Raw genomic sequence first — 280 nt, forward strand, 5'->3', positions numbered from 1 at the left:
AGGCTAATCCGCCCTGGGTGAGTCGGGACCTAAGGCGAGGCCGAGAGGCGTAGTCGATGGACAACGGGTTGATATTCCCGTACCCGCGAAAGAGCGTCCCTGATGAACCTCGTTGTGCTAACCACCCAAACCATCCAAGACCTTCGGGTTGAGGGTGGGGAGCGTGGGAACCTGATGGGTAGTAGTCAAGCGATGGGGTGACGCAGGAAGGTAGCTGAGCCCGGCCGGTGGTTGTGCCGGGGTAAGCGTGTAGGCCGTGGTGTAGGCAAATCCGCACCAC

Annotated in this window: 1 rRNA gene; it reads left to right on the top strand. The window is 60.7% G+C overall.

The features are described from left to right. Positions 1-280, top strand: a 23S ribosomal RNA gene (locus tag QCZ28_RS34595); the annotation flags it as partial.

The organism is Micromonospora sp. DH14 (genome assembly GCF_029809455.1).
Lineage (GTDB): Bacteria > Actinomycetota > Actinomycetes > Mycobacteriales > Micromonosporaceae > Micromonospora > Micromonospora parva.